The 957-nt window shown below is 49.6% G+C and carries 9 tRNA genes; all 9 read left to right on the forward strand.

The annotated features are described in order from the left end of the window. The first annotated feature begins 39 nt into the window (after positions 1–39). The 9 genes from AXI59_RS15130 (at position 40) to AXI59_RS15170 (ending at position 865) form a co-directional block, all read left to right on the forward strand. A tRNA-Val gene (locus AXI59_RS15130) sits at positions 40–115 on the forward strand. Between the two features lie 3 nt (positions 116–118). Next, positions 119–194 (forward strand) — tRNA-Thr (locus tag AXI59_RS15135). Between the two features lie 39 nt (positions 195–233). After that, positions 234–309, forward strand: a tRNA-Lys gene (locus AXI59_RS15140). A 6-nt stretch (positions 310–315) separates the two neighbouring features. Continuing rightward, a tRNA-Leu gene (locus tag AXI59_RS15145) sits at positions 316–397 on the forward strand. A gap of 31 nt (positions 398–428) precedes the next feature. Beyond that, positions 429–503 (forward strand) — tRNA-Gly (locus AXI59_RS15150). Between the two features lie 14 nt (positions 504–517). Then, positions 518–603: transfer RNA gene (locus tag AXI59_RS15155), tRNA-Leu, on the forward strand. A gap of 11 nt (positions 604–614) precedes the next feature. Then, positions 615–691, forward strand: a tRNA-Arg gene (locus AXI59_RS15160). Between the two features lie 16 nt (positions 692–707). Then, positions 708–781, forward strand: a tRNA-Pro gene (locus AXI59_RS15165). Positions 782–789: 8 nt separating this feature from the next. Continuing rightward, positions 790–865 (forward strand) — tRNA-Ala (locus tag AXI59_RS15170). Positions 866–957: the final 92 nt, after the last annotated feature.

Raw genomic sequence — 957 nt, forward strand, 5'->3', positions numbered from 1 at the left:
TAGGACGCCGCCAAGCAATTACACGTAAGTGTAATATATGGAGGATTAGCTCAGCTGGGAGAGCATCTGCCTTACAAGCAGAGGGTCGGCGGTTCGAGCCCGTCATCCTCCACCATATGCCGGCCTAGCTCAATTGGTAGAGCAACTGACTTGTAATCAGTAGGTTGGGGGTTCAAGTCCTCTGGCCGGCACCATTTTTGGACAAGATAATATTCAAGTCTTTTGAATGAAAAGAGCCATTAGCTCAGTTGGTAGAGCATCTGACTTTTAATCAGAGGGTCGAAGGTTCGAGTCCTTCATGGCTCACCATTTTACGCGGGTGTGGCGGAATTGGCAGACGCGCTAGACTTAGGATCTAGTGTCTTATGACGTGGGGGTTCAAGTCCCTTCACCCGCATTACACAGGATAACTTATGTATATCCTGTACGCGGAAGTAGTTCAGTGGTAGAACACCACCTTGCCAAGGTGGGGGTCGCGGGTTCGAATCCCGTCTTCCGCTCCAACTATACCATCCACGCCGGGGTGGTGGAATTGGCAGACACACAGGACTTAAAATCCTGCGGTAGGTGACTACCGTGCCGGTTCAAGTCCGGCCCTCGGCATTAATTATTTTGCGCCCGTAGCTCAATTGGATAGAGCGTTTGACTACGGATCAAAAGGTTAGGGGTTCGACTCCTCTCGGGCGCGCCATAATATTTATTGAACTCGGGAAGTAGCTCAGCTTGGTAGAGCACATGGTTTGGGACCATGGGGTCGCAGGTTCGAATCCTGTCTTCCCGATCACTTTTGGGGCCTTAGCTCAGCTGGGAGAGCGCCTGCTTTGCACGCAGGAGGTCAGCGGTTCGATCCCGCTAGGCTCCACCATTTTTCAAAAAAACTGTTGACTTTAAGGTAAACTTGTTATATAATTAAAAAGTTGCTTGATTAAAGCGGACAGGATGATCTTTGAAAACTAA

Source organism: Bacillus nakamurai, from assembly GCF_001584325.1.
GTDB classification, from domain to species: Bacteria; Bacillota; Bacilli; order Bacillales; family Bacillaceae; genus Bacillus; species Bacillus nakamurai.